Genomic DNA, 22,687 nt, shown 5'->3' on the forward strand with positions numbered 1-22,687 from the left:
AACACATGGTGTTTCCGGCTGCGGAGGCTTTTTGCCTGGCGGGGATCAGCGCCAAAAAAGTGCCCTCGACTATGGTGCGGCGCAATAAATGCGCGTGCCTGACGTCGAGCCTGGAGAGGAGAGGGAGGAAGTTTTCATCAGGGGAGTCTTTAGGTATGAAAATGCAATCTCGCCGCCGGGCGCACTTCATCAAAACCTTGGGGGCGACAACCATTCTGGCCGGCCTTGCCCTACCCGGCATGGCGCTTGCCGCCGAGGAACCGCGCGCAGTGCTGGCTGCGGATGTCACGACGCCGCCCGTACCCGAAGAAGATTCCGTACCGGGGCTGGGCGACATCGTCGTGACCGCGACGCGCCAGGCGCAGAGCGTGCAGAAAGTGCCGATCTCCATGCAGGCGCTCGACATGGAGAAGCTGGAGCAGCGGCAGGTCAATGGATTGTCCGACTTCGTCGCGCTGCTTCCCTCGGTGTCCTTCGCGGGCCTTGGGCCGGGCCGTCAGACGGCCTATTTCCGCGGCATCGTCCCGGCAGGCGGAAACTATGCCTCGGTCGGTTACTATCTCGACGACATTCCGATCACCGGCACCGGCGTCCCCGACATTCACGTCTACGATCTGGAGCGAATTGAAGCGCTGTCCGGTCCGCAGGGCACGCTTTATGGCGCCGGCTCGCTGGCAGGCACCATCCGCTTCATCAGCAACAAGCCCAAGCTCGACAAGTTCGAGTTCGGTTTCGATACGGAGGCCAATAAATACGGCAAGGGCGCCTTTGGCGGCCAGTTCGAATCTTACCTGAATCTCCCGGTCAGCAATTCGATCGCCATCCGCGCCATGGGTTATTACCGGCACGACGGCGGCTATGTCGACAACACGCCCAACAACGGCAAGTTCAACGACGGCCGTTCATCCGTCCTCAAGCTTGGCGATAATAATCCGGCGACGAGCTACACGCTGAGCAACGCGTCGATCGCGAAGAAGGATTACAACCCGATCTACGAATATGGCGGCCGGTTGCAGGCGCTGTGGGATCTGGCGCCGGGCTGGGAAGTCACGCCGTCGATCACCGCGCAGCGTCAGATCGCCTATGGATATTTCGGCTATGACCCGCGTGTGGGCGACCTTGAAGTCCATGATTACGACCTGACCCGCCAGGACGATAAATGGTTTCAGGCGGCACTCAGCATCCATGGCCATATCGGCGACTGGGACCTGGTCTCGGCAACGGGCTTTTTCAAGCGCAAGACCAATCTGCGCAACGACTATACCTATTATACCGTCACCTATGACGGCTTCGGCCCCGGATATGAGAATTACCTGCAATTCTTCGACAAGAGCGGCTGCACCGGATCGGGCGCGACGCTGAAGTGCAACAAGCTCCTCAATCCGACGCAATATTTCCATTCCGGGACCGAGAGGACGAAGTTCACGCAGGAAGTTCGCCTGAGCACGCCCAGCAGCTGGCCCTTCAACGTAACGATTGGCGGATTCTATCAGCGGCAGAAACAGGAGAACAACACCTATTACGCCATTCATGGCCTCGACCAGATCGCCGGCTATACCGCCTCCGGGGGCGGCGACAGCAATCCGGGGGGCTTCGGCATTCCGGTTTCCCAGGGCGGCACGATGGTGACCAGCTCCCCCGCAGTAAAGCAGGACGGCTTCTACATCAGCGAGACCGACCAGCTTTATCACGACGAGGCGATCTTTGCGGAGGGCCATTACAACATCACGCCCAATTTGAAGTTCACCGGCGGCATCCGCTATTTCTGGACGGACTACGCGACTTCGGGCTTCAGCGGCGTGGCAGGCTCCGCCGCGAACACCGTCACCTCGCTTTACGTACCGACCGGGGCCCGTGGATGCCCTTTGCCGCTACCGGCGAAGCGCCTTCAGTGCCTGAACTCCAACTTCGCCGCCGCCGACCAGGTTGGTCGTTATTCGGAAAGCGGCGAGACGCATAAGGTCGCGCTCGACTGGCAGTTCGCGTCGGACAAAATGGTCTATGCCAATTATTCGACCGGCTTCCGCCCCGGCGGCTTCAATCGGCCACTGCGTATCCGCAATGTCGGCGTCGCGACGGTGCCGCCGTTCAAGTCCGAAACGCTGACCAATTATGAGCTGGGCGTGAAGACCACCTGGCACAACATCTTCCGGTTCAATGCCGCCATCTACTTCGAAAAATGGGACAATATCCAGTATAGCGTGGTGGTCTCGGGCGCACAGGGCGCCGGCATGACCGGGAACGCCGGCAAGGCGGAGGTCAAGGGCGTCGAATATGACGCCGATCTGCGGCTCGGCAAGGTCACCTTCTCGACCTCCGGTGCCTATAACGACGCCAAGCTGAAGGGTAACTTCTGCAACTTCGCCTTCACCCCGGCGTCGCTATCCATCTCCCAGTTGAGCAGTTGCACGGCCGGCGCGACGGTGCCCGGCTCCAGCCCCCCGACACCACAGGTCGCGGCGGCCGATGGCACCCGCCTTCCGCGCCAGCCGAAGTTCAAGGGCACGACGTCGGTCCGCTACGACACCTATCTTGGCGACTATAAGGCCTATCTCCAGGGGGCGGTGCTCTATCAGACCGGGGCGACGCAGGATCTGAACGTCTTCAACAACGCGCTGCTCGGCGATACGCCCGGCTTTGCCAGCGTCGACTTCTCCGCTGGCATCAAGAAGGACCATTGGAGCATCGACTTCTTCATTCAGAACGCTTTCGACAAGCGCGGTCAGCTGACGAAGAACACCTTCTGTTCGATCACCTTCTGCTCGAACTCGTCGCGCACGTTCCCGATCAAGCCGCAGTTCTTCGGCGCCAAGGTCGGCTGGAAATATTGAGCGACGCCGCTCTTTTGTGATCTGTCCCCCCATGGCGATGCCATGGGGGGATTTTTTTGGGCATTCGGGGTGTCGAAGCGCAGCCCTGCGCGGAAAAGCTGGCTGCAATAGACGTGGTGGACTCAGAACCGAACATCAGGAACAAGCTGGCGCAGGGTAAATTTACAGTGGTGTTTTTAATCCAATGCATGGAAGCAATTGGCGCCTCTACGTTGCGATTGGATGTGTAGCGCTCATCGCGCTAACGATTGGCGTCGGAACATGGCCGTCTGTGCCCAAGCTACAGCCGTACAGCCAAGAGAATGCCCGCGCTGACCATTATACTCCCGGCGGGCAGAAGTGCGATCCAGAGACCCTCGCGGCCGGAGGGGCTGGCCGAAAAGCTACGCGCCAGCGAGAGGCCTGTGAGAAGGAAGCCGAAGAATATCGCCAGAATACAAGCGACCTGATTCAGCAAACGCGCGCCGCTGATGCTGCGGAAGCGCAAACCCAGATCGCCAGCCAAGGGCTGTGGACAGCCTGGTTTCAAACTATCGGGGGCTTCATCACATTGGCGGCTGCGATAGCTGCCGCCATATACGCTCGCGACGCTTCCAACGAGACCAAACGGGGCGCCGACGCCGCCGACGCCACCTTGAGTCACGCGCGGACTACGTCGGAAAATGAATTGCGCCCATGGATCGGCGTCGAGTTGGTGGTCGATAGCTTCGAGCTTACCGACGCCGAACTTGCAATTAGCTACAGCGTTGTCGCCAAGAATATCGGCGGCACTGTCGCGACCGAGTTTGTTATGGCCGCAGTCATGCTCTTTGCCACCGGGGCAGAGTGCATAGAAAAGCTCGATGCCAAACAAGCGGAATTGCGTGACGGCAACAAGTGGGGCGGCAAGAAAACGATGATGCCGCAAGATCGGGCTTTCTATCGAGCCGTCAACCGGACTGCTGCGAATCACCTGCCTTGGGAGGCTGGGAAGGATACCGACGAGGTGGTCTGCATGGTCGCCGTAAATCTCGCTTATCTCACCCCGTTTCACGATACCCCGCGCGTTAGCGAGCAATCGTTTCTCATTGGCAAGAAAGGGGGCGGTATTATTAAGGAACGCGCCATTTACCGGAACATGATCGACCTTAAGGCTTGCGACGTTGCGGTGAGTTCGTTCCGATCCGGCGAGGTAACCTGAAGCCGGACTGACACCGCAAATGATGGCAATCGCCACCGCAAGAAAAGCCTTCCTCATCGCCTTGGTACATTTGCTACCCAATGCCGGAAAAATCAGGCGGTCGCCATCGCATCCGATATGAGCAGCGTGGCGCGCAACAGGGACGAATCCGCCCCACGCGCTTGCAGCCGCTCGAGAGCACAGGCGGCGAAACCGCTGGCCTGGGCCGTCGCAAAGCTGATGCCGTAGAGATTGTGCCGCTGTGCCACGCCGGGGATCGGACGCGGATATCCCGATGCGTAGAAGACGCCATCGCGGACCAGCCAGGTTTCGCGCGGTACATCCCAGTCGAGGCCGACCCCAAGGACGCCCTCCAGCGCTCCGGGCAGGCAGGGCGCCCCGTTCGCTTCGCGCGCCGCGACGATCAGCGCGCCCTGTCTCGTCGCGCGTGCCGCCAGCTCGGCGAAAAGCGCGTGGTGCGCCTGATTGGTAGTGCCGAGGCTGAGATTGACCACATTCGCGCCGAGATCGAGGCTGCGGCTGATCGCCGCCGCGAGGGCGCGGGCGCTCGTCTTCAACGCATCATGGAAGACCCGTATCGGCAGGATCTCGGCACCGGAAGCCCTTTCCTGGATGGCGGCAGTGACGGCGGTGCCATGGCCGAGGCGATCGAGCGTGGCGCCGTCGTCTGTGACCATCGATCCGTCCGACGATATCGCCGTACCCGGCAGAAGGCGGTCGGCGCGGATATGAGGGTGGTCCGGATGAACGCCGCTGTCGATCACCGCAATTCGTACGCCTTTGCCGGTGAAGGCCCGCGCAGGAGCATCAGGCAAAGGCGTGCTCCATGGCGGCTCCTGCCGTGATCAGGGCTCTACCATGCTCGATCGTCACCACCATGTCGGCGTGGCGGGCGAGCGCCGGCTTGTGCGTGATGACGATGATGGTGGCCTCCGGCAGCGCTTCGCGCAGCCCTTCGGCGATGTGGCGTTCGTTCGCCGCATCGAGCGCGGCGGTCGGCTCGTCGAGGATCAGCACGCTCGGTCGGCGCAACAGGGCACGGGCAAGCGTCACCCGTTGGCGCTCGCCCGCCGACAGCGCCATGCCGCGTTCCCCGACCGGGGTATCGAGACCCTTTGGCAGGCGGGCGAGCAGCGGCTCGAGCCCCGCCGCGGCGCTCGCCGTCATGATCTGCAACCGAGTGACCTCGCCGACAGCGAACCCGATATTCGCGCCGATCGTATCGTTGAAAAGATAGGGCGCCTGATCGACCAGCAGGATCTCACGGCGCAGATCGGCAAGGCGCAGCGTACGCAGATCCTGCCCGTCGACCAGGATGCGGCCCGAACCAGGATCGAGGAACCGTACCATCAGATCGGCCATGGTGGACTTGCCCGCACCGCTTTCGCCGAGGATCGCGCAGAAAGTGCCGGCGGGAATCGCGAGGTCGATGCCCGACAACACCTGGTCGCGATCATGCCGGAAGGAGACGTTCTCGAACCGGATTTCCTTGCGCACCGGGGTGACCGTCAATGGCGATGCGGCTTCGGTGACCTCGGCGGGTGTGTCGAACAGCTCGAAGATCCGCGCCAGCGACACCCGCGTCGACGCAAGTCCCGAAGAGAGACCGAGCAGCGCCTGAACCGGCGAGAATACCCGCATATGATAGGCGGAAAAGGCGACCAGCGAGCCGATCGTCATCTGGCCGTGCATGATCTGCCAGCCACCATAAAGTGTCACTGCCGATGTCGACGCCGCCAGCAGGGTGCCGGGAAGCGCGCCGGCCATGAACGACGCGACCTGCATGCGCAGCATCACACCGACAAAGGCGTTGTTGCGTGTCCGGAAGCGCGTTGCCTCATGCTCCTCGGCGCCGAGCGCAGCGACGACGCGCATGCCCATCACCGTATCGACGAGCAGGCTGCCGAGATCGGCGCCGCGTTCGCGCATCTCCCGCGTCAAATTGGTGACCTTGCGCTGCAGCTGGAGGAAGACCGCCACCGCTACCGGGACCAGCACGGTGCCTACAAGGAACAGCCGCCAGTTGAGCCAGGCCATCAGCCCGACACAGCCGATCAGGAACAATATATTGCTCAACGCGGAGAGCATGGTGTCGCCGGCGACACGCTGGACGTCGCTGACATCGCTGTTGATGCGCGACATCAGGTCGCCGAGCCGGAACCCGCCATAAAAGCGCGGGCTCAGCGTCTGGAGATGGCGCAACAGCGCCACCCGGATATCGTACAGCATGGCGGCCGACAGCGAGACGTGCCGATAGCTTGCGAAAATGTTGAGGGCGAAGCCGCCGAGCGTCACCGCGATCATCGCTCCCGACACGGCGACGAGCGCGGTCATGTCGTTCTTCAACAGCGCGTCGTCGATCATCAGTTTGGACAGATAGGGTTGGGCAAGGCCAGATGCGGTCGCGAGCAGGCTGATGAAGAGCACGCCGACAAGTGCCCGTATATAGGGCGTGACATAGGGTATGAGCCGCCGATAGGTGCGCCATTCGGCAACCGGGGGTGTGGCAGGGGGGGCGTTCATGCGGCCAGCTCTCGCCGCACCAGGCGCGTGCCGTGCAGCACGAAGCCCGGTTCGGGCATCGTCGCCAGTCGCGCGGTACACCAGGCATAGCCTTCGGCCGCCGCCGCGGCCTGTTCGCGCCACCAGGGTGACGTGCCCCCAGTACGATAGAAGGGCAGGCTTATCTGAAGATGGCGGCGCATCGCGGCGAGCAACATCGATTGATAGTGGCCGCGCAGCGCCCGCCTGTTCCTATTGTCGCCCCGGATGCCGGCAATCACGGCAGCCGCGAGAATCGAGGTGCGTGCCGACTGCGCGGTGCCATCTCCGCAGATCGGATCGAACGCGATTGCCCCGGTGCCACAGGCGAGCCAGTCATCGCCCGCCAGGCTTTCCAGCATGCGCGGGGCGGTCTCGAAGCGCGCGGCAACGGGGCCGAGATGCCCGACCTGCGCCGAAACCAGCCGGCTCTGACCCAACAGCGCATCGAGGGTGTCGCCGACCCCGAGCAGCCAGGCCTTGCCCGCCCCGCAAGGGATCAGGAACAGCCAGCCGGACTCGATGGCCTCGATATGACAGGCCCGCTCGTCGGCGCGCGGCGATAGATCGACCGATGCCGCCATCGCCGTGCGGCGGCCGAAATGACGTAGCGCTCCGTCGGGAAAAGGGGGCGCACCGTGCAGCGTAAAGAACATCTCGTCGCCGGATGCGGGGATGGGCAGGAGAGGCAACGCCAATTCCGCCGCGACCTCGGTGCCGGGGACGATGACGGCGCTATGCGGCAGCGTGGCGGGCTCCCCACTGCCCCAGGCGACGATCCGCCGTTCGACGGATACATTCCCGCAAAAGAGATCCGGCCGTTCGAATATATCACGCAACAGCCCGAGCGCGGATTCGCTCAGCATGATGACCGGCGCGGGAGGTGGGACGAAACCACCCGCGCCGGTCATTTCGAAAGCCTCGCAACGCAGCAACCTGTGCGCTGTCGCGACGGATACTCCGCCGCCGCGTATCAGCACTGTTGCCGGCGCGGCGCTCACTTCAGGGTGAGCATGCCGGCCATGGTTGCATCGGCCCCGAGATCCCAGGTGCGATCCAGCTTGAGTGTTTTGGCGTCATAGACCTCGATGTCGTAGCTGGCGCCGTAGACATAGAGTTTCGCACCGTCACCCGACATGCCGAACGTGAAGCGGGAGCGGCAATGGAACTCGGATTTGTCGAGCAAACTGGTCGTGGCCATGTTGAAATGCCAGATTTCGCAGCGCTTGTTGCCCAGCGTCCCGTTCGTCACGACGGTGTAGCCATCCTTGCCGTCAGGCGTCACTTCGAGGCCCGACATCTGGGTCGGGACCGGCCCTATCGGTGAGAAATCGAACTTTCCATTGACGAGATCGAAGCGGCCGATGCCGAAGATCTTGTTGTGGACGTAGGGATCCGCAGCGTTGAACAGCGAGACGAACTCGTTGGGATTCTGCAGCGCCTGCACGCCGCCGCCGAAGCTCACATTCTCCATGCCGGTCGTCTCCGGCTTGGCGAGATCGAGCCGGTCGGTGACCTTGAGCGTCGCGGTGTCGATCGTCAGCACCTTGTCGCGAAAGGCGTAGAGCTTCTTGCCGTCCGGCGAGATCATGAAGGTCGAGCGCGAGCCGGCGAGCGTATCGTCTTCCGCCTCGAGTTCAGCGGTCCGCGTGACCTTTTTCTGCTGCAGGTCGATCACCGCGAACATCGGCTTGCTGACCTTGTAGCGGTCGGCTTCCTTGTCGAATTGAATCAGCTGCGTGTAGAAATAGCGACCGGTCGGATCGGGAACGCCGCCGTTGAAGCGATAGCGCGTGGTCGGCGTGTTCAGGCTGAATTCGTTCAGCACCTTGCGCGTGGCGGCATCGAGTACGACGACACCGCTGGTGGTGATCGTCGTGACATAGATGAGCTTCTTGTCGTTCGATAACCGCATCGACACCGGCAGCCCGGCCGCGAGGTGGATTCGGTCCTTGATCGTGCCGGTGGCCTCATCGACGGTGAACATCTTGTCGGGATAGGTGCCGAGCAGAAGCGTATCCGCCCCGGCAGACGGGCCGAATGCGATCAGCGCCGCGCCGAGTGCCGAGGCGAGGCATTTCATGCCTCCAGCTATCCGGCCGGGAACGGGACGAAGCTTGGTCATGCTGCTGCTCTTCCTCGAAGGGGCGGCCGTGCCGCCATTGAAGTCCGGGGAACCCTGTCTTTCAGGGGAAGACGAGATCCAGATTGCGCCAGTCTTTCGTCGCCGCGGCGCAATTGCTCGCCCAGTCTGGCGAGTAATTGACATGATCGGGCACCTGCACCGGCCAGAAGCAGGTCACGTAACAATCATAGATGTCGCGCTCGACTGGCTGGCACAGGCCCGCCGTGCCGCCGCCCGCATCGACTTCCCAGCCTGGCGAGAAGGACAGGGTACAGCCCATCGGCACATGCGGCCGCGGACCGCCCGGCTGCTGCTGCAGCGCGACGACATCCTCATCGTCGACCGCGTCGACGCTCTGTTCGATCTTCTGCGCCTTGATGTTGATCGGCTTGAGATGCTTCATGACAAGCCCTTCCTCTTTGCGAAATGTTCAAGAAATCCGGGATTTCGACCGGCGATGGTGCCGTAGATTTTGAGGCATGTGTCGGTCCAGCTGCGGATCCAGTCACAATAATGAAGGTTGGCGTGTCCGGTGTCGCCGTAGCGAACGAACGCCTCATGGTGGCATCCGCCGGCGCAGAGCGGCCGGGCCCAGCAGGACTGGCAATCATATTTCGCGCCGACATGGCCACGGTTCAGGAAGTCCTCGCGCTTCTCCTGGTCCAGCCCGGTCGTAAGATTTCCCAGCGTATGGGTGTCGGCATCGGTGAAGCGATGGCACGGCGAGAGGTCGCCCGACGGACTTACGCCGAGCAGGCCTAGCCCCGCGCCGCACGGATGCGACTTGTTGGTGCCCGAGATCAGCTCGCCGATCGTCTCGCTGACGTTGGTGAAGCCGTGCATCTGCCCACGCAGCGCATAGTCGAGCCATTCGTCGGCCAGCACATGGAAACCGTCGAGCACGGTCTCCATGCCGTTGTCGCCGAGCGAATAATCCTGGTTGTCGGAGGCCGTCACCGGGGCAAAGCCGACTTCGTGGAAGCCGATATCGTCCTTCAGATGGCGATAGATGCGGATCACGTCGGTGACCCCGTCGGTCAGCGTCACGCGCGCGGTGATGGCGCGGGTCTTGTGGCGGGCGATCAGCGCGCGCAGCCTGGGCTCGATCACCGCATAGCTGCCCTTGCCGTTCTTGTAGACGCGGCGTTTGTCCTGGAGCTCGGCGGGGCCGTCCATCGACACGGTGACGCCGACCGCATTGTCCGACAGGAAATCGATGATCTCGTCGGTCAGCAGCGTGCCGTTGGTGGTCAGGCTGAAGGTGATCTTGCGGCCCTGCGCCGCAGCCTGCGCATTTGCGTAGCCCACGACTTCGCGCAGCAGCTTGAAGTTCATCAAGGTTTCGCCGCCGAAGAAGGTCACATGGACTGCTTCGCGATTGCCGGAACTCTCCAGGAGAAAATCGATCGACGCCTTCGCCGTTTCCAGCGTCATATATTTGGGTTTGCCTTGCGGCGTGGCGATCTTGTCCGAACCGAACTCGTAGCAATAGGTGCAGGCGAGATTGCACTGGTTGGTGACGTTGAGCACCAGCGCCTGCAGGGGATAATCCATCGGCGGGCCGGCCGGCGGCCGCGCGGGGGTGATCTGGTCGTAATGGATCACCCCGACCAGCCGCAGCTCCCGGACCAGGCCTTCGGCATCTTCTCGTGCATTGCCGGCCGCAACCAGCGCGCCGACCAGATCGGCATGGTCCATGTCGCCCTGCGCGAGCAGGTCGATCACCGATTTGGTCACATCGTCGAGCGCGAAGATCGCGCCGGCGGACACCAGGTAGATGAAGCCGTTCTCGGCTGCCTCGAACTCGTGCAATTCACCGCGCCGATAGCGCTGGTTCAGCATGACGGTCATTGTGATACCTCCGGCTGATCCCATTGTTTGTAGGCGGGGACGGTCACCACCAGATAGGCTTTGCCGGTAAGCGGCTTGCCCTGGCTGTCCTTCTCCGTCTTGGCGGTGGCGACGACCCACACGTCTCCGTAATTGTTGCGCAGATTGCTGCGCTCCGGATTGGGCCCGTCGGCATTCGGTGAGAAGAACCCGGTGGGGCTCAGCTTGCCGACGAATTTGGTATCGTCGTCGAACCAGGTCGCCTGGAATTCCTGGACGCTCCAGTCGGCCGGGATGATGCCGACATTCACGTCGTCGGCGGTATAGGGTTTTCCGTCCGGGCCGTTGTCGAAGCCCCAGGCGTCGAACTGGTCGTAACCCTTGGGGTGCTTCTCGCCGCCAAGCCGGGCGATCGCGGTTTCCGGCGTGACCTTGATGTAGGAGATCTTCCGATAAACCGGCAGCGACGCGCTGAGCACTGCGCTGCCGACCGACACGTCGCGCAAGCCGGCGACCGCATTTGCGGCGGCATCGACCGAGACGACGATCTCGCCGGGCGTCGCGGAGACGACCCTGGTGACGGAAAGACCGTTGCCGAGATCGATATCCTTCACCGTCGGCGAGGCCGGCAGACTGTCGCCATAAATGTGTATCTCGACGCCCTTGCTGCCCGCCTTGACGGCGTAGGGCGCGATCGCGGCGATGGTCGGCCCGCCGTCGGCGCGGGTCAGCTTCACGTCGTAGCCGAACTCCTGATAGGCGCCCCAGAACCAGCGGCCCTGCGCCGTCTTGCGGTCCGGCGAGAACCACATCGTCTCGCGCGTCGGATTGTCAAGCGATTCCGGTGACTTAGCTGTGCCTGCGGTGGAGCGACCACGCCAGCTATAGCCGGCATAAACGATGCCGTTGCCGCTGCGCGTCATGGTGGCCCCGTCTTCGAGCGACCGCATCGCGATCTGCGTCTTGAACTCGCTGGCCTCGGCGCCGGGCGCGATCGTCATGGTGCCGAAATAGCGGCCCTTGCCGGCGACCAGGGCATTGATCAGCCATTTTCCGGCCAGGCGCGGCGCCTGCATTCGTGCGGTCCACTGAGTCCATTCGGGCGTGCGAAGCGGTGCAACCTTGCGCATATAGTCGAGCGCGACCGCACCCTGCGTGATCGGCACGCCGCCCGGCTTCTGGACGATCGGAGTCGGCGTTCCGACGACGGGACCGGGCTCGTCGACCGCCGGGCGGCGATATTGCGTGTCGGCCTGCGAATAGAGCGCGACATGGAATTCCTGCAGCAGCTTCCATTCCTTGGAGGAGCGGCGCCAGGACAGGGGCTGAGCGAACGCGTGACAGGCCGCGCAGCTGCCGCGCACGGATTCGCTGGGAATATTGGTCTCGTCGATGATGCGATGCTCGGGCAGGTACATGACCGGCTTCGCCTCCTCGGGCGCCAGTCCGTGCGAGTCCGAAAGATAGCGCACGATATGCCGCGATTCCTCGGGCGTGATATCGAGGCCGTTGAGCTTGACCATGCGCTTGATCGCCTGGGCCCATGCCTCGGGCGTGGTACGCAGCCACGAGATGCGGGAGAGGTTTCCCTTTGCGTCGGGCGTATGGCAGGCACCGCATTTGTCCTTCGTCACGCTGTCGGTGACGGGAATTCCTTCCTCGGTTTCCGGCATGTCGCCGACGCTGTTGACCTGGGCCACCACCGCGGTCGCCGAGCACAATGCTGCGGCAGCGAACAGCGAGCGTCCCGAGAGCAGACGGGCGAACCGCTTTCGCGGCAAGGCGTCAGCCGTGTGCGCCGGATCAGAAATCCTGAAGTCGGTTTTCGGGAAGGCCATGCTCGCGAAATCCCCCTTAGACAGGACCGGCTCGATTCGATTTCCGGTCTATTTGACAAGTTTGGACATACGTCCAGAATTGGTCAATAGGTTTCGCTGCGGTGCGATAAAAATCATTCGGCCGGGCGGCATGGGGCCCTGATCAAGGCGATATCAGTGGCAGGCGACGGCGCACGGACGCAGTCGCGACGCTAAAGGCTTGGAAACCGGGTGCCGCCTCAAGCCAGCGAGAAGGGAAGGCTCCGCAAGCGCTTGCCCGAGGCATCGCGGATCGCGTTCCCGATCGCCGGGATGACCGGTGGGAGTGTCGGTTCACCAAGGCCGGTCGGCGGATTGTCGGTCTTCACCCAGGTGATTGCGATGTCGCGCGGCGTCGTCTCCATCCGCAACAGCGGGAAGTCGCTGAAATTCTCCTGCGTGACCGCGCCGGCCTCCTGCACGATCGGCTGCCAGACCAGCGCCTGCGCGATGCCGTCGATTGCCGCGCCCTGCATCTGATGCTCGGCGTTGAGCGGGTTGATTACCTGGCTGCCGATGTCGCCGGCAATCCAGATCTTGTCGACCGTCACCCCGCCGTCCGCCACGGTGATGTCGACCACCTCCGCAAAATAGCCGCCATGGCTGAAATAGAATCCGAATCCGCGCCCCTTGCCGGCGACGCCCGATGGCTTGCCGGTCCATTTCGCCAGGGCACAGACGGCATCGATCACGCCGCGCGCGCGGCCGGTATCGAAGACCGGCCGTCCCCGTTCGGCGGGAAGCGCGCGGGGCGTACCGAGGGTGCGGCGCATCAGCTCGGGCAGGTCGATTCCTGCTGCCTCGGCGACCTCGTCGAGAAAGCCCTGGATGACGAAGGCCATCGCGTTCGAGGTCGGCGCACGAAGCCAGCCGGTATTGAGATTGGTCGCGAGATACGACGCGCCATAATGCATGTCGGCAATGACCGGGCCGGGGAACTCGCCTGCCTGCATGCCCGCGGCACGGAGCGGCTTGCCGTTCGCGCCGAAGCTGACGAAATGGTCCTTGAAGGCAATGATGCCGCCCTTGGCGTCGAGCCCCGCAGTCAGGCGATGCCAGCCAGCCGGGCGGTAATAGTCGTTGCGCAGGTCATCGGTGCGATCGAACAGCAGCTTGACCGGTTTGCCGGGCACGCCCTTCGCCACCTGCGCCGCCATTACCATATAGTCGCTCATCAGGCGCCGGCCGAAACCGCCGCCGATCCGGGTCATGTGGATGATCATCGCGTCCGGCGCGATGCCCAGCATGGCGGCGACTTCCTTGCGACCGGTTGCGGGATCCTGCGCCGGCGCCCAGATCTCGAGCTTGCCCTCCGTGCTCCACATCGCGGTGCAGTTCTGCGGCTCCAGCGTGGCATGGGCGAGGAAAGGATAGGAGTAGTCGGCGGTGACGGTCTTGGCCGCCCCGGCGAGCGCCGCATCGACATTGCCAGCCTTGGCGAGATCGACCTGGGCGGGCACGCCGAGCAATGCGGCCGCCTGCTTCGCATAACCCTCGGTCGAGAAGCCGGCCTGTGCAGTGGTATCCCATTTCGGTTCGAGCAGGTCACGCGCCTTTTGCGCCGTCCACCAGCTGGTGGCGACGATCGCCAGCGCATCGTGCTTGCCCATCGGCACACTGCCGCCGTTGATCGGCACGACCGCGATCACACCTTTCAGCTTGAGCACCGCGGCGTCATCGACGCTGATCAGCGTGCCCTGGTTGACCGGGCATTTGAGCAGGGACGCGTAGACCATGCCGGGTGGCTTGGCGTCGATGCCGAAGAGTGGCACGCCCATGACGATCTTCGGCGTGTCGACTCCCCGCTGCGAGGTGCCGATGATGGTGAAGGCATCGGGCGTTTTGAGCGGGACCTTGGCCAGATCCGGCGCCGGCACCGTCGCTGCCTCCGTGGCGAGCGCTGCATAGGGGCTGCTGCGGCCACTCGCCTTGTGGAACACCAAGCCCGCCGAGGTCGTCAAGGTGCCTATCTCGACGCCCCAGAGTTTCGCGGCGGCGGTCAGCAGCATCTGCCGGGCAGCCGCGCCGGCTTGTCGCATCGGCAGCCAGTTGGTTGGAGTCGCGGTGCTGCCACCGGCATATTGCGAGCCAAATCTTTTTTCGTCGGCATCGGTCTGCTCGATAACGACCTGGCTCCAGGCGACATCAAGCTCGTCGGCAATCAGCATTGGCAGCATCGTCTTGATGCCCTGGCCGATCTCAGGATTCTTGGCGCCGATCGTGACCTTGTTGTCGGCGGCGATGCGGATGAAGGCGGTGATCGCGACAGGCTCGGTGACGCCTGCCACCGTCTGCGCAAGCGCGAGCCTCGCCTCGAAGGTAAGCGCCACGCCGCCCACCAGCGAAACGGCAATGAACGAACGGCGGCTCACGACACCGGTGCCGCTCATGCTTCCTTCTCCACTGCCGGAAGACCGGCCGCCTGGCGGATCGCCTTCCGGATGCGCATATAGGTCGCACAGCGACAGACATTGCCGCTCATGCCCGCGACGATGTCGTCATGTCCCGGTCTGGGCTTTTTGGTCAGTAGGGCGGTGGCGGACATGATCTGCCCGGCCTGGCAATAGCCGCACTGCGGCACGTCGAGATCGACCCAGGCGTCGACCACGCGCTTGCCCGCCGGCAGCGTGGTGACGCCCTCGATCGTGACGATCCGCTTGCCGACCGCTTCGCTGATCGGTGTCAGGCAGGATCGCACCGCTTCGCCATCGAGGATCACCGTGCAGGCACCGCACAGCCCGGCGCCGCAGCCGAACTTGGTGCCGCGCAGATCGAGATCCTCGCGCAGCGCCCATAGCAGCGGCTTGTCCGGCTCGGCATCGATCGTCCGTCGGTCATGATTGACGGTCAGCACAATGGCCATTCTCGTCCTTCCAGTCTGTTGACGCCGAGCCTAGGGGATCAGCTTGAGCCCTGCCAATCGAGCCCGTTCAGCGGCGACGTCGCTCCCCGTCTTGCTACCACCAGCGCGCACCGCGCCGATCTCGGCAGCAGTAAACGGGGGAATCTTGCGGGCAGTTTTCTCGAGTGTCACCACATTATTGAGCACATCGGCGACGGCCTGGTCGCTGAGCGACGCCATGGAAGGCATCAGCCCGCTGATGCGTTTGCCGTCGACCGTGATCGGTCCGTAGAGCCCGTGGAGGAGCACCATCGCCAGATAGCGGCGGCCTGCGGGTGAGCCGGCGATTATGGGTACGCGACCGGCAAGCCGCGGGAAGCTGCCCGGCAGGCCGGCGCCGCTGGGCTGATGGCACATCGAGCATTGCGCCGAATAGGTTTGCGGCCCTGTCGCCAGCGCCGGGACGGGCACCGCCAGGACGAGTGTCGCAATGGCCATCACACCCCAACCAGCTCTCATGACACACGCCCCTTGGTCCCGCCGCCTATGTCGCCCTCAAAAGGTATCGACAAGGCCGAGGTCGATTAAATATTTTGGATTTTCAGTAGCTTGAGCTCCCGAAGCGAATATTGGACAATTATCAAGTATTCGTCAAGCCGCATTTTTCAGCGAGGCGTCCGGCGGGCGTGCGGGGTGGCGACGGCGAACAAGCCATGGTAGGTAAACCCTAATGACCGAAGAAAGTATCATGTTGTGGGCCGCGCGCCCGGGTACCTATACGCGCGGCACGGAAACGGTCGATGCAATCCTCACGGCGGCACGAACCGTCTTGATCGATGAGGGGGCCGCAGCGTTCACCATTCGCCGCATCGCTGCCGAATGCGGATTGAAGGTCGGCAACGTCAGCTACCATTTCCCGCGCAAGGAAATGCTGATCCAGATCCTGCTCGATGAAATGCTCGAGGGCTATGACAAGCTGCTGGATAACCGGGTGCGCCAAGCCGACATCAGCGCCGAAGACAAGCTGCGCCTGATCATCGTCATCTGCCTCGAGGATATCGCCGGCAAGCGGACCACGCGGTTGTTCACCGAGCTTTGGGCGCTTGCCAACCAGAATGAGTTCGTCGCCGGCCGCGTGCGGGCCTTCTACCAGAAGGTGCATGACTTCATCGGCGAATATGTCGCCATCCTCAATCCGGCGCTGTCGGCCGACGAGGTCGAGACCGTCGCGCTGTTTATCAGCGCGTCGATGGAAGGATCCACGCCATTTCTTGGATATGAGAAACCGTGGAGCGCGAAAATGCCGGAATTCATCAATCTCGCTACCCTGTCACTGGTCACGCTTGCCAAGACGATCACATCCGACCAGATTGACGGCTTGCGATAGAAAGCGGCCCGCTCAGGGCTGCACGAGGTTCGGAGAGGCTGCCGCGATCGGCTGACGGGCGCAAATGCGCCGCGGCGGGGGCGGAGCTTGAAGAGGATCGGTCCACATGGTTTCTCGGCAACAGCAGCGGCACCGCTAGCCGCAGCGATGGGCTGCCTCCAGCCTGGAATCGACCCGGTCTTTCTTACCTTGCTGTCGCAGGCGTCGCATGTGCCGATCGCCGCACACGGCATCATCGTCAGTGGTACGCAGACCGGTGTGGCGCTCGGGTCTCTTGTGGTCTGGCGCCTGGGCCCGCTGCTGACGCGGCAGGCCGCGATCGTCGCGGCGCTGATCGCCCTGATGTGCAGCCTCATCACGACGAGTGTCGACGACACCGCCACGACGCTGCCGATCCGCTGCTGTTACGGCCTCGCGATGGGCATCGTCTATGCTTACGCCATGGCGGCCTATGCGATGCGCAACCCCAACCGGGCGTTCGGCGCAGTGTTCCTGATCCAGCTTGTCCTGTCGACACTGGTTTCACTCATACTGCCGGAGGTAGGTCACGCGGTCGGCGCGGACGTCGCGCTCGCGCTGATGGCGGTCGCTCCGGCGACTGCGCTCGGTGCGCTGTTCCTGATGACCGAGCCCGAAGGAGCCAGCGACGTTGTCCCCGACGCGCCCGACGCCGTACCTGTCGCCGGCTGGTGGCTGGCGGCCGCAACATTCTGGTTCATTTGCGCCACGATGCTGATCTGGAGCTTCTCGGCTGGACTGGCGACAAGCGCCGGCCTCGCCGATCGCACGATTGGCCGGGCAGTAGCGATCGGATCGATCAGTGGTGCGCTGACCGCCTTCGCCGTGATGCGCGAGAAACCGCTGGTGCCGCTGCCGGTTACCGGTCTGCTGGCCGGCGTGGCATTGGTTTCACCGATCATGCTGACCGTGCCCGAGGCGGACGCCGCGTTCATCGTGTCGATCATTCTGCTCAATATCGGTTCGACCGCCATCATCATCCGCTGTTCGGGCCTCGCCGCGGCGACCAGCACGAATCCGCGCTTCCGAACCTTCGTGGTCTGCACGCACAGCCTCGGCCTGATCGCCGGTCCGGCCCTGGGTACGCTGGTAACGGCGCTGTGGGGCCCTGCCGGTTTATTGGCCGGTTTATTGATGGCTCTAGCGGCGGGGCTGGGCTCGGTAATCTGGGCGGCCTTTGCGAGCACGGGCTCCAGTGTCGATGGCTCCCTGGCCGGAACTGCCGATGTCGCAAGGGAGGTACGAATAGCGCTTGACTAAAACTGGACACATGTCCAGTTTACTGTCTCGGCACTCGGCGAAGCACGAGAAAAGGGGCCAAGCAAGATGAAGTCCGTCGCCATCGCGAAGCTCTTTGCAGCATCTGCCCTGACGCTCACGCTCGTTTCCGCGGCAAGCCTTGGCAGGGCCGAAACGCCGGCCAGCGTCGCTCCCGAGACATCGGATGTCGCTACACTCTCCTCACCGAAGCCGAGCTGGATCCTCGTCAATCGCGGCTTCGTTTTCCCCGGTACCGCGATCTACGACACGGCCACCGGCAAGATGCTCGGCATGGTCGAGACCTCCTTGCTGGCCGATGTGGCGATGGATCCGGCCGGCAAATATTACTACGTGTCGGAGACGCTGTGGACCAAGGGCTGGCGCGGCACGCGGCAGGACATGGTCACGATCTACGATTCGTCCGGGCTCAAATTGCAGACGGAAATCGCTATGCCCGGGCGCATCCTGATCGGTGGGCGCAAGAACAATTTCATCGTCAGCGACGACGGCAAGACGGCCTTCGTCTATAATCTGAGCCCGGCATCGTCCGTGAACGTGATCGATCTCGCCAAGCGCAAGTTCGTGCGCACCGTGGAACTGCCCGGCTGCGCGAGCCTGATCCCGAATCCGGGCGTCGGCTTCTCGGCGCTTTGCTCGGACGGAACGATCGCCACGGTCGCCGTCGCCGGCGCGAAGCCTGTCATCACGAGGTCCGCCTCGTTCTTCTCGGCGACGGACGATCCGATCTTCGACAATTTTGCCTATGACAGGGTGAAGCAGGAGGCGGTGTTCCTCAGCTATACGGGCCAGATCTACACCGCGAAGATCGGCGCCACGCCGACCGTCTCCGCGCCCTTCTCGTTACAGGCGGCTGCCGGTGTCCGCCCTGGCGAGACCAGGCCGCTGGACGCCAACTGGTATCCCGGCGGCTGGCAGCAGGCGGCACTGCACCGTGCGTCGGGCCATCTCTACGTGCTGATGCACATGGGCGAATATTGGTCGCACAAGGCACCGGGTACCGAGATCTGGGACCTCGATCTCGCCGCGAAGAAAGTCGTCAAGCGCATTCCACTCGAAGAGCCGGCGTCGACGATCGAGGTCACGCAGGAGGCGGCGCCGAAAGTGATCGTCTCGGGTGAGGCCGGCACCGTTCATATCCTCGATGCGAAGAGCTGGGCGGAAACGTTCAAGCTCGAAAAGGCGGGTAGCGGTGTGATCGCCGCCGCCGACCCGTCATGAGCATGGCGATGGCGCCCGGTGCGCTGACCCTGGGCTACGGCGTGATCGGCCTGGCCGGTGCATTGTGTGTCGGCCTGGTCTTCACGCACGCCGGCTTGGTGAAGCTTCAGCATCGCCAACTAATGCCCGGCATCGTCGCAAATTATCGCCTGCTGCCAGAGGCACTGGTCGGGATCGTCGCGCGCGCTCTCCCCGTCGTCGAACTGGCGATCGGGCTGGCGCTGCTCGCTGGCGGGTTGCGGCTGGCGGTGCTGCCTGCTGCACTGCTGCTGATCGTCTTCGCCGGTGCGATGGCGATCAACCTCCGCCGCGGACGCAGCCATATCGATTGCGGTTGTGGCCGGTCGGATCTGCGGGAAACGCTACGATGGTCGCTGGTCAGTCGCAATCTGGCGTTGGCAGCTATCGTGCTGACCCGCCTGGTGCCGAGTGCTCCGGCCAGTCCGCTGGATCTTGTCGCGGCGATCGCCGGTGGTCTTGGCCTGTTCCTGATAACCTTGCTGCTCAATGCCATCGGGGCGCTCGCCGCGTCGCCGCTTGCAGCCAAGCGGAGCTGACGGTCGATGCTGACAACCCTTGTCGTTTCCCAGATTCTTTCGTGGATTCTCATCCTGTTGCTGCTCGTCGCGGTGCTGGCGCTGGCGCGGCAGGTGGGCGTGTTGCACATGCGGGTCGCGCCCGCCGGTGCGCTCACGACTGCCGGAGGGCCGGCCATAGGCAACGCCGCTCCAGCCGTTCCGGCGCTCACCCTCGACGGCAGGAAGCAGACCGTCGGCGGCAGCGCGCCGGGCGTCCCCCTTCGGTTGCTGATGTTCGTGTCTGCCACATGCCCGCTCTGCAAGGCGCTGATCCCGATGGCGAAATCCTTCGCACGCGATGAGCGCACACAGTTGATCTTCGTCGGCGACGACACGCCGCAGATGCAGCGCGACCTGATCGGGCGCCATGGCCTCGAAGGCTATCTTTTCATCAACGGTCCCGAAGTCGGTCAGGCGTTCGCGGTGGGCAAGCTACCCTATGCCGTGCTGATCGATGCCGATGGCGTCATTCTCTCCAAGGGTCTCGTCAACAGCCGTGAACATCTCGAAAGCCTGGTGATCGCGCATGAGATGGGGGTCCGGTCGGTGCAGGATTACATCGGCACGCTCACGACCAAGGTGGCGTGACGCGACCGCCCGGCGCCTCATAGGGGGACATTTTATGAAGAAGTTCGATCCTGACCGCCTTGGCGAAACCATGCTCCGGCGCTTCGCAGGTGGCACCTCGCGTCGCGGGATGCTGGCCAAGTTCGGTATGGCGCTGATTGCAGCGCCGGTATTCCCGGTGTTGCCGGTCAGCCGCGCCGAGGCGGCCAAGCCTGATCGCTCGCCCGAGGCAAAGACCGCGTTCGCCCGTAGCGCGCAGACCAGCGACGAAACAAAATGCAATTACTGGCGCTATTGTGCGATCGACGGATCCCTGTGCGGCTGTTGCGGCGGTGGCATCCATACCTGCCCGCCCGGCGCGGAGCCTTCGCCCGTGTCCTGGGTCGGCACCTGCATCAACCCCGATGACGGCAAGGCCTATCTGATCGCGTACCGCGATTGCTGCGGCAAGGCCTATTGCGCGAAGTGCGATTGCGACAATACCGATCGCGAAACGCCGCTGTACGTGCCGCAGCTCAACAATGACGTGATCTGGTGCTTTGGCACGTCCAGCATGGAATATCACTGCTCGACCGCGGTGCTGGTCGGGGCGGCCTGACCGGATGCGCCTCGTAATCGGGTGACGGAGAACGCACATGCGCGGTCGCGCGCGGATCATCTCGTGGCTTGGTATCATCACGTTGGCGGCGTCTGTCGCCGGCCGCGCGGAGCAACCGCCACCATCGCCCGCGGTCATGGAAGATCCCGAGTTCGCCCGCTTGAACTATCTCGAAAACTGCGCCGGCTGTCACGGCGTGAACGGTTCCACCGCCCCGGCCCAGCTGCCCGAGCTGCGCGGCCGGGTCGGCTGGTTCATGTGCACGCCCGAAGCGCGCGCCTATCTGCTGCGCCTGCCCAACGTCGCGCAGAGCCGGATAAAGGATGATGGCGAACTGGCGGACATGATGAACTTCGTCGTGTTCGTGCTGGGCGAAGGCAGCGCGCCGGTCGGGACCAGACCGTTCACTGCCGGCGAAGTCGCCCGTGAGCGCCGCTTCGCGCTGACCACCACCGCGCTCACGGTAGAGCGTGCGCGGCAGGCCGACGCGGTCATTCGCAAATGCAAAGCCCCGGCGTCGCTGCGGCTGCTTCATCCGACCCAGGGGCACTGAACTGGGCGGCACTGGACTTTTCGCTCATCGATGAGGAGCGCGGTCCATCCAGATCATCGCAAGTCAGCAATGTAGGTCTCTTGAAAGTACCACGTTTTCGACCGCGCCTGCACGTTTTCGCCAGATGGGTGCGAACGGGTACGGACAGCCGAGACCGAGCCGGTCTGCCAAGTGTCAGATTACAGGATGGAAGAGTCGATACCGGTGGTCCGTGGCGGACCACCGGGAACAGGTCCGTGGCGGAGCGGGAGGGATTCGAACCCTCGATACGCTTTTGACGTATACTCACTTTCCAGGCGAGCGCCTTCGACCACTCGGCCACCGCTCCGCATTCCCTGGAACGCAGCCCCCTAGAGGGTGACGGGCGGGTGCGCAAGCCACGGACGATTGCGTGGATGCCAGGCTTCGTGTCAGGATCGCCGCCATGCTGATTTCCCTCCTCGCGCTGCTTGCCGGCGTCCAGGCCGCGCCCGCGGCGCCGCTTCCCTCCGATGCGATCGCTGCCGACTGGCGTCCGGTCCCCGATGACGAGCTTATGGTCGTGACTCTCACGGGCAACCGGATCGTCGTGGTCCGGCTCGCCCCGCGCTTCGCGCCCGAGCATGTCGCCAATGTGCGCAAGCTCGCGCTGGCGCATTGGTGGGACGGCACCAGCGTCTACCGCGTGCAGGAGAATTGGGTCACCCAGTGGGGCGACGCCACCGAAAAGAAGCCGCTCGCCGATGGCGTGGTCGAGCCGATCGCGACCGAGTTCGACATTCCGGCCTTTAATGCGGCGCAGCGCCTGACTCGAAGCGACCCCTATTCGACCGCATCCGGCGTCACCGCGGATGGCTGGCCGATCGCGACCGACGGCAAGGCTGCCTGGATGCCGCATTGTTATGGGACGGTCGGCGTGGCGCGGGACTCGCTGCCCAAGACCGGCAGCGGCGCGGAGCTGTTCACGCCGATCAGCGGCGCCGCGCGCCGGCTCGATCGCAACTACACGATCGTCGGGCGGATCATCGAGGGCATGAAGTACATGTCGGCCATGCCGCGCAGCGACGCCGCCATGGGCGTCTATGCGACCGAGCCCGAGCGCACCGGCATCGTGTCGGTGCGGCTGGCCAGCGACATGCCGGCAAGCGAACGGCCGAAGTTCGAATATCGCGCCACGGACAATGCACGCTTTGCCGCCTATGTCAGGCTGCGCGAGAACCCGGCCCCTCCGACGATTGGCTTCGGCGGCATCGACATCTGCGACCTGCCATTGGCGACCCGCCGCGCCGACGCCCGATAGCCG

21 protein-coding genes and 1 tRNA gene are annotated in these 22,687 nt (G+C 63.6%); 11 read left to right on the forward strand and 11 right to left on the reverse strand.

What is annotated here, in order from left to right; genetic code table 11:
• Positions 1-155 precede the first annotated feature (155 nt).
• From AC1DT7_RS02825 to AC1DT7_RS02835, 3 genes are read left to right on the forward strand one after another with little or no spacing between them, the layout of a single operon-like run.
• Positions 156-2,831, forward strand: a complete 2,676-nt coding sequence (locus AC1DT7_RS02825) for a TonB-dependent receptor (RefSeq protein WP_478034066.1) — start codon at positions 156-158, stop codon at positions 2,829-2,831.
• Positions 2,832-2,887: 56 nt separating this feature from the next.
• Positions 2,888-3,061, forward strand: coding sequence for a DUF6471 domain-containing protein (locus AC1DT7_RS02830; protein ID WP_478034068.1), 174 nt, complete (start codon positions 2,888-2,890; stop codon positions 3,059-3,061).
• Positions 3,062-3,102: 41 nt separating this feature from the next.
• Positions 3,103-4,011: a hypothetical protein gene (locus tag AC1DT7_RS02835; protein WP_478034069.1), complete on the forward strand. Its 909-nt coding sequence runs from the start codon at positions 3,103-3,105 to the stop codon at positions 4,009-4,011.
• 92 nt (positions 4,012-4,103) lie between these two features.
• On the opposite strand, the gene qhpE is transcribed toward AC1DT7_RS02835, so the two are convergent.
• From qhpE to AC1DT7_RS02885, 10 genes are all read right to left on the reverse strand, one after another.
• Positions 4,104-4,826: a subtilisin-like serine protease QhpE gene (gene qhpE / locus AC1DT7_RS02840; protein ID WP_478034071.1), complete on the reverse strand. Its 723-nt coding sequence runs from the start codon at positions 4,824-4,826 to the stop codon at positions 4,104-4,106.
• Entirely contained in the window at positions 4,819-6,534 is a 1,716-nt protein-coding gene (locus AC1DT7_RS02845) for an ABC transporter ATP-binding protein (protein WP_478034073.1), read from the reverse strand. The genes qhpE and AC1DT7_RS02845 overlap by 8 nt, the downstream gene beginning before the upstream one ends.
• Positions 6,531-7,463, reverse strand: coding sequence for a hypothetical protein (locus AC1DT7_RS02850; RefSeq protein ID WP_478034074.1), 933 nt, complete (start codon positions 7,461-7,463; stop codon positions 6,531-6,533). Before AC1DT7_RS02850 ends, AC1DT7_RS02845 begins: the two co-directional genes overlap by 4 nt.
• 86 nt (positions 7,464-7,549) lie before the next feature.
• Positions 7,550-8,677, reverse strand: a complete 1,128-nt coding sequence (locus AC1DT7_RS02855; protein ID WP_478034075.1) for a YncE family protein — start codon at positions 8,675-8,677, stop codon at positions 7,550-7,552.
• A gap of 61 nt (positions 8,678-8,738) precedes the next feature.
• Positions 8,739-9,080, reverse strand: a complete 342-nt coding sequence (qhpC, locus tag AC1DT7_RS02860) for a quinohemoprotein amine dehydrogenase subunit gamma (RefSeq protein WP_478034077.1) — start codon at positions 9,078-9,080, stop codon at positions 8,739-8,741.
• Positions 9,077-10,528, reverse strand: coding sequence for a quinohemoprotein amine dehydrogenase maturation protein (peaB, locus tag AC1DT7_RS02865; RefSeq protein WP_478034078.1), 1,452 nt, complete (start codon positions 10,526-10,528; stop codon positions 9,077-9,079). Before peaB ends, qhpC begins: the two co-directional genes overlap by 4 nt.
• Positions 10,525-12,345, reverse strand: a complete 1,821-nt coding sequence (peaA, locus tag AC1DT7_RS02870) for a quinohemoprotein amine dehydrogenase subunit alpha (RefSeq protein WP_478034079.1) — start codon at positions 12,343-12,345, stop codon at positions 10,525-10,527. The genes peaB and peaA overlap by 4 nt, the downstream gene beginning before the upstream one ends.
• A gap of 218 nt (positions 12,346-12,563) precedes the next feature.
• Positions 12,564-14,753 (reverse strand): xanthine dehydrogenase family protein molybdopterin-binding subunit, encoded by a 2,190-nt coding sequence (locus tag AC1DT7_RS02875; RefSeq protein ID WP_478034080.1) that lies wholly within the window; start codon positions 14,751-14,753, stop codon positions 12,564-12,566.
• Positions 14,750-15,226 (reverse strand): (2Fe-2S)-binding protein, encoded by a 477-nt coding sequence (locus AC1DT7_RS02880; RefSeq protein ID WP_478034082.1) that lies wholly within the window; start codon positions 15,224-15,226, stop codon positions 14,750-14,752. Before AC1DT7_RS02880 ends, AC1DT7_RS02875 begins: the two co-directional genes overlap by 4 nt.
• 30 nt (positions 15,227-15,256) lie before the next feature.
• Positions 15,257-15,724: a c-type cytochrome gene (locus tag AC1DT7_RS02885; protein ID WP_478034084.1), complete on the reverse strand. Its 468-nt coding sequence runs from the start codon at positions 15,722-15,724 to the stop codon at positions 15,257-15,259.
• 229 nt (positions 15,725-15,953) lie between these two features.
• On the opposite strand from AC1DT7_RS02885, the gene AC1DT7_RS02890 reads away from it, so the two are divergent.
• From AC1DT7_RS02890 to AC1DT7_RS02920, 7 genes are all read left to right on the forward strand, one after another.
• Positions 15,954-16,592 carry a TetR/AcrR family transcriptional regulator gene (locus tag AC1DT7_RS02890; protein ID WP_478034085.1) on the forward strand — a complete coding sequence of 213 codons (639 nt, stop codon included), beginning with the start codon at positions 15,954-15,956 and terminating at the stop codon, positions 16,590-16,592.
• Between the two features lie 87 nt (positions 16,593-16,679).
• Positions 16,680-17,870, forward strand: a complete 1,191-nt coding sequence (locus AC1DT7_RS02895; RefSeq protein ID WP_478034086.1) for an MFS transporter — start codon at positions 16,680-16,682, stop codon at positions 17,868-17,870.
• A gap of 66 nt (positions 17,871-17,936) precedes the next feature.
• Positions 17,937-19,109, forward strand: a complete 1,173-nt coding sequence (locus AC1DT7_RS02900; RefSeq protein WP_478034087.1) for an amine dehydrogenase large subunit — start codon at positions 17,937-17,939, stop codon at positions 19,107-19,109.
• Positions 19,106-19,666 (forward strand): MauE/DoxX family redox-associated membrane protein, encoded by a 561-nt coding sequence (locus tag AC1DT7_RS02905; protein WP_478034089.1) that lies wholly within the window; start codon positions 19,106-19,108, stop codon positions 19,664-19,666. Before AC1DT7_RS02900 ends, AC1DT7_RS02905 begins: the two co-directional genes overlap by 4 nt.
• A 57-nt stretch (positions 19,667-19,723) precedes the next feature.
• The gene (locus tag AC1DT7_RS02910; RefSeq protein ID WP_478034091.1) at positions 19,724-20,275 is read left to right on the forward strand and encodes a thioredoxin domain-containing protein; all 552 of its coding nucleotides are present in this window, start codon (positions 19,724-19,726) and stop codon (positions 20,273-20,275) included.
• Between the two features lie 34 nt (positions 20,276-20,309).
• The gene (locus tag AC1DT7_RS02915) at positions 20,310-20,852 is read left to right on the forward strand and encodes a methylamine dehydrogenase light chain (RefSeq protein WP_478034092.1); all 543 of its coding nucleotides are present in this window, start codon (positions 20,310-20,312) and stop codon (positions 20,850-20,852) included.
• Positions 20,853-20,889: 37 nt separating this feature from the next.
• Positions 20,890-21,405 (forward strand): c-type cytochrome, encoded by a 516-nt coding sequence (locus AC1DT7_RS02920; protein ID WP_478034093.1) that lies wholly within the window; start codon positions 20,890-20,892, stop codon positions 21,403-21,405.
• 237 nt (positions 21,406-21,642) lie between these two features.
• On the opposite strand, the gene AC1DT7_RS02925 is transcribed toward AC1DT7_RS02920, so the two are convergent.
• Positions 21,643-21,733, reverse strand: a tRNA-Ser gene (locus tag AC1DT7_RS02925).
• 96 nt (positions 21,734-21,829) lie between these two features.
• On the opposite strand from AC1DT7_RS02925, the gene AC1DT7_RS02930 reads away from it, so the two are divergent.
• The gene (locus AC1DT7_RS02930; RefSeq protein WP_478034094.1) at positions 21,830-22,684 is read left to right on the forward strand and encodes a peptidylprolyl isomerase; all 855 of its coding nucleotides are present in this window, start codon (positions 21,830-21,832) and stop codon (positions 22,682-22,684) included.
• Positions 22,685-22,687 lie beyond the last annotated feature (3 nt).

Source organism: Sphingomonas sp. P3_C6, from assembly GCF_056402595.1.

What these genes read in the sequence shown, in the direction of transcription:
- AC1DT7_RS02825 (WP_478034066.1), top strand. Translation starts at nt 156, where the DNA reads ATGAAAATGCAATCTCGCCGCCGGGCGCACTTCATCAAAACCTTGGGG.
- AC1DT7_RS02845 (WP_478034073.1), bottom strand. Translation starts at nt 6,534, where the DNA reads ATGAACGCCCCCCCTGCCACACCCCCGGTTGCCGAATGGCGCACCTAT.
- AC1DT7_RS02850 (WP_478034074.1), bottom strand. Translation starts at nt 7,463, where the DNA reads ATGACCGGCGCGGGTGGTTTCGTCCCACCTCCCGCGCCGGTCATCATG.
- AC1DT7_RS02855 (WP_478034075.1), bottom strand. Translation starts at nt 8,677, where the DNA reads ATGACCAAGCTTCGTCCCGTTCCCGGCCGGATAGCTGGAGGCATGAAA.
- qhpC (WP_478034077.1), bottom strand. Translation starts at nt 9,080, where the DNA reads ATGAAGCATCTCAAGCCGATCAACATCAAGGCGCAGAAGATCGAACAG.
- peaB (WP_478034078.1), bottom strand. Translation starts at nt 10,528, where the DNA reads ATGACCGTCATGCTGAACCAGCGCTATCGGCGCGGTGAATTGCACGAG.
- peaA (WP_478034079.1), bottom strand. Translation starts at nt 12,345, where the DNA reads ATGGCCTTCCCGAAAACCGACTTCAGGATTTCTGATCCGGCGCACACG.
- AC1DT7_RS02875 (WP_478034080.1), bottom strand. Translation starts at nt 14,753, where the DNA reads ATGAGCGGCACCGGTGTCGTGAGCCGCCGTTCGTTCATTGCCGTTTCG.
- AC1DT7_RS02880 (WP_478034082.1), bottom strand. Translation starts at nt 15,226, where the DNA reads ATGGCCATTGTGCTGACCGTCAATCATGACCGACGGACGATCGATGCC.
- AC1DT7_RS02885 (WP_478034084.1), bottom strand. Translation starts at nt 15,724, where the DNA reads ATGAGAGCTGGTTGGGGTGTGATGGCCATTGCGACACTCGTCCTGGCG.
- AC1DT7_RS02890 (WP_478034085.1), top strand. Translation starts at nt 15,954, where the DNA reads ATGTTGTGGGCCGCGCGCCCGGGTACCTATACGCGCGGCACGGAAACG.
- AC1DT7_RS02900 (WP_478034087.1), top strand. Translation starts at nt 17,937, where the DNA reads ATGAAGTCCGTCGCCATCGCGAAGCTCTTTGCAGCATCTGCCCTGACG.
- AC1DT7_RS02905 (WP_478034089.1), top strand. Translation starts at nt 19,106, where the DNA reads ATGAGCATGGCGATGGCGCCCGGTGCGCTGACCCTGGGCTACGGCGTG.
- AC1DT7_RS02915 (WP_478034092.1), top strand. Translation starts at nt 20,310, where the DNA reads ATGAAGAAGTTCGATCCTGACCGCCTTGGCGAAACCATGCTCCGGCGC.
- AC1DT7_RS02920 (WP_478034093.1), top strand. Translation starts at nt 20,890, where the DNA reads ATGCGCGGTCGCGCGCGGATCATCTCGTGGCTTGGTATCATCACGTTG.
- AC1DT7_RS02930 (WP_478034094.1), top strand. Translation starts at nt 21,830, where the DNA reads ATGCTGATTTCCCTCCTCGCGCTGCTTGCCGGCGTCCAGGCCGCGCCC.